The sequence below is a fragment of the uncultured Methanobrevibacter sp. genome (assembly GCF_902771435.1).
GTDB lineage: Archaea > Methanobacteriota > Methanobacteria > Methanobacteriales > Methanobacteriaceae > Methanocatella.
Genome location: NZ_CACXXB010000068.1, coordinates 1 through 4,701, shown reverse-complemented (window position 1 = coordinate 4,701; position 4,701 = coordinate 1). Strand labels below are relative to the sequence as shown.

General features: G+C 33.2%; 2 protein-coding genes. Both read right to left on the bottom strand.

Annotated elements, in window-relative coordinates:
• On the bottom strand, positions 1-4,230 hold a 4,230-nt coding region (locus QZU83_RS10225; RefSeq protein ID WP_295611891.1), incomplete at its 3' end, for an amino acid adenylation domain-containing protein.
• A partial coding sequence (locus QZU83_RS10220; RefSeq protein ID WP_295611890.1) for a non-ribosomal peptide synthetase occupies positions 4,227-4,701 on the bottom strand: 475 nt, incomplete at its 5' end. The genes QZU83_RS10225 and QZU83_RS10220, both read right to left, overlap by 4 nt.

The window sequence follows — 4,701 nt, the reverse complement described above, 5'->3', positions numbered from 1 at the left end:
AAGCAAGAAGTTCTGAATATATTCTTCACTATATAATTCGTCATTATATTCAAGAACAATGTTGATTTCTTCACCATCATCATAGACATTCAATGAAACCTTATAATCTGTTGTAACGGTTCCATCAATAGATTCAACTTCATATTTTACATCATGGACACTAACATTTTCATCTTCAAAGAAATCCTGGAATGCGTAGAAGAATTCAGGTTTCAAACCATATTCCTCGGAAAGTTTTGTATATGGATAATTGCTGTGTACCACCGAACCTTTCCAAGCTTCATCAACGACTTTAATGAAGTCATCAACCATCATTTCCCTGTTTCCACCATCAACGAGCACAGGCAAGGTTTTAACAAGCATTCCCTGAGTATTCATATATTCTGAATTAGCCCTACCATTAAATATAGTTGTAACCAACGTTTTATCGCTGAAGGTGTATTTACTGAGGTTCAACGAAATGACTGCAAGGAACAGTACATTTGGACTTATTGCATGGTCTTTACAGAAATGTCTAACGAATGTAGAATCAATGCTGTCAAAGAGAAGATTAACGTTACCTTTATCAGGATCTCCATTGAGGTTTGTTGTCAGAACAGTTGATTCAAATCCTTTGGCAAATTTCTTTTGGAAATAATTTTTGGAAGATTCGCTTTCAACTGTTTCCTTTTCAATAAGACTGTAAACATAACCATCAATTACCTCTTCAGAGATTTTTTCACCGTCGTAAGCTTTAATTATATCTGAGAACAGGTTATTTTGTGATTCTCCATCAGTGATTATATGATGGAAATCAGAGAACAAAATTGTTTGAGTTGGAGTAACATAAATTTTAAATCTGAATAACTGACCACCATTCAAATTAAAGAATGTGGAGTCATTTTCCAGTATCTCCTCATTAGTAATTTCATCCACTTCAACAATTTGTATTTCATCTATTGGCACATCATCGCATCTTTTTTGTTTTATCTCGGCATTTTCGCCTGTGACAATTCTGGTTTTTAGATATGGATGTGCCTCAATAGTTGCAATTATGGCATTTTTCAGTTTTTCCGGATTTATATCATTATCGAATTTTATAACCGAAGGCATTGTATATATTAGCTCTTCAGGGCTTTGCATGCATTCATAATAAATTCCCAGCTGATTGGAAGTCAATGGGAAATATTCCATATCTTTTGCAATTTTACGCATATAATCAATGTCAACTTGGGAACCAACATCATTTTCAATATGATATGCCAGGTTTTTGATTGTTGGATTATTGAATAATGATGCAATGTCCAGATTTACATCCAATTCCTGATGTATCATCGAATTCAATTTCATCAATGTCAGGGAAGAAAATCCTATGGAGTACAAATCATCAGTGGTTCCAAATTCTTTAGTATTAATCAATGATGAAACTAATTTGAACAGTTTCTCCTCAAGTTCATTTTTAGCCTCCACATAATTCAGGTTCAATGAAGGTTTTGGAAGCCGTTTAATGTCAATTTTTCCATTTGGAGTTTGTGGCATCTCATCAATCTGCATAAATACAGTTGGAACCATATATTTAGTTAATTTATTTTGTAAATAACGTTTTAATAGATTGATATCAATTTCATCGTCAGCCGTGAAGTAAGCGCATAAATGTTCAGCATTATTTATTTCTTTAACAACTACAACATTCTGTTTTATTCTAGGATATTTGCCTATGTTGGATTCAATTTCACCAATCTCTATCCTCAATCCTCTGAGTTTGATTTGATTATCGATTCTTCCTTTTATAACGATTTCGCCATCAGGCAATTCAACTGCATAATCTCCACTTCTATAATATGGAATACCATTGATTTTACAGAAGACTTCTTTGGTTTTATCCTCCATGCCATAGTATCCGCCAGCTACACCATAACCTCCAATGTAAAGCTCACCCATCACTCCCCGAGGCAACATCTTACCATCAATATCTCTTATTTCAGTAATGTAATTGTATAAAGCTTTACCAACATTAATATTATCTGCATCGGTAATTCTGGTTGTGTTGGAAGTTACTGTGGTTTCTGTAGGTCCGTAAATGTTGTAAATTTCAGCACCATAATTTTCTAAAATGATTCTAATTAGCTCTTTAGGAAGCATTTCCCCACCAACGCCAATATATTTGATGGAGGCGAATTCATTTTTGAAATTTTTATTTTCCAGATATTGCATGGCCCTTGAAGGGGTTGTAAATGCAATTGCATCAGGCTTTTCCCTACCCATCAACTGAGCCAGTTCATCAATGTTTTTAACCTCACTGTCATTTGCCAAAATGACTGTTGAACCAAATGTTAAACTCATAAAGTCAAGTAAAAACGCATCAAATGAAACAGTACTCAAAGCAACGACCTTGTCCATTCTAGAATACAAATCATTTAAAAGATTGCCATCCTGCTTTGAGAAAAGATTTGTAATATTCATATGGCTAGTCATGATACCTTTTGGCTTTCCGGTAGAACCTGAAGTATAAATCATATAGGCAATATCACTGGAATCGATAATGACATCAGGATTATCAGCATTTTCACATTTAAGCAAGTCATTAATATCCAATGTAGCATCACTGACATTATCAGTAATTATATAATCCGCATGACAGTTTTCATAAATATAGTCAATCCTGTCTTGAGGATATTCTGGATCAATAGGAACAAAAGCACAACCAGCCTTTAAAACACCCAAAATAGCAGAAATAAGATTACTATCCCTCCCAAGCATTATAAGAACATTGTTTCTAGGCTTGATTCCCAAATTAATTAAAGCATTGGCTACCCTATTTGCATCCTCATTAAGTTCAGCATATGTCAGTGTTCTATCAGTTGCAACCAATGCAACATTGACCGGATTAATATCGGCCTGCTCTTCAAAACGTTTATGTAAGAATGGAGTTTCAACAGGCCCAAATTCAGCATCTTCTCTTTCATCGGCAAGTGAAATATCACAAATTTTAGTTTCATCAATATTGCCTTCAATAAATTGATTTAAAACACGAATTATAGATTTAAGGAATGTTTGTGCATAATTTTCACTGTACAATTGATCATTATATTGCAGGACTAACCCAAGCTCATAACCAGTATCTATAATATTCAAATTAATTTTATACTCAGCCGCCGAAATATCATCAGTTGATAACTCTCCAACAGCAATTGTCTTATCATTTACAGCACCCTGATTAGACTCACCACTTTCCTGATATGTATAGAAGAATTCTGGTTTTAGCTGGAAATCCTCAGCAATCTTTGTGTATGGATATTCCATATGATTAATCGAATCTTTCCAAACCTTATCCACATGATTAATAAATTCTTTTATGGAAACATTCCGGTTCTCATTAGAAATGATGATTGGAAGTGTTTTAACCAAAAATGCCTGCGTATTTTGATAATATGAATAAGCCCTTCCATTAAAAATAGAAGTTATCAAAGTATTATCACTGTAGGTATACTTATTCAAGCTCAATACTGTACATGCCATTATCAAGGAATTTTGACTTATTGCATGTTTTTTACAGAATTTTTTAATGGAATCATTAGCAATTCTTTCAGAAATAAGCATATTGTTGCCCTTATCAGGATTTCCATTCAAATCTGGAGTCAATACAGTTGAATCTATTTCTTGTGAAAGCTTATCATGGAAGAATTTTTTAGACAAGTTATATTTTTCGCTATTGACCAGTTTTTCTTCAATGAGAGAATGAATATAGCCATCAACAGTCTCTTTTTCAATATCCTCATCATTATAAACACTTAAAATCTCATTTAACAGCATGTTTTGAGATACGCCATCTGTAATGATATGATGGAAATCATAAAACAGAACAACACCATCATTTGTATCATAGATTTTGAACCTGAATAACTGGCTATTGTTTAATGTGAAAGCCTGTACATCATTTTTCATCATTTCTTCATCAGAAATACTGTCAACTTTAACAATTTCAATCTCATCCATTATGATATTATCATCACGTTTCTGCTTTAATGAACCGTCATCAGAAACGACTATTCTCACCTTAAGATAAGGATGTGATTCAACAGCCCTAATTACCGATTCTTTAAGTTTAATAGCATCAACACTGTTGTCAAATCTCACAGCAGCCGGCATGGTATATTTAATCTCATCAGGACTTTGTACACATTCATAATAAATACCCAACTGATTTTCAGTCAACGGATAAAATTCCCTATCCTTAGAATCATCAATCAAATCTCCACATTAACTCCCATTTCATTATAAATTAAGGAGTTTAATTTCATTAATGTCAGTGAAGTGAAACCTAAAGCATATAAATCATCAGTGGTACCGAATTCATTGCTTTCTATGAAATCAGATATGAGTTCATAGAGTTTTTCCTCAGTTTCATTTACAGGTTTAACATTTTCCAGTCTTAAAATCGGTTCAGGCAATCTTTTTACGTCAATTTTACCATTAGGTGTGTGCGGCATTTCATCAATCTGCATGAACACAGTTGGAATCATATAATTAGTTAATTTATCCTTCAAAAATTCTTTTAAGAGATTTTCATCGATTTCATCATCTGCAGTGAAATAAGCACACAAATGATCATTATTATTAATTTCACGAATAATTACCACATTTTGTTTGATTCCAGGATATCTACTGATATTAGACTCAATCTCACCAATCTCAATTCTCAATCCACGAAGCTTGATTTGA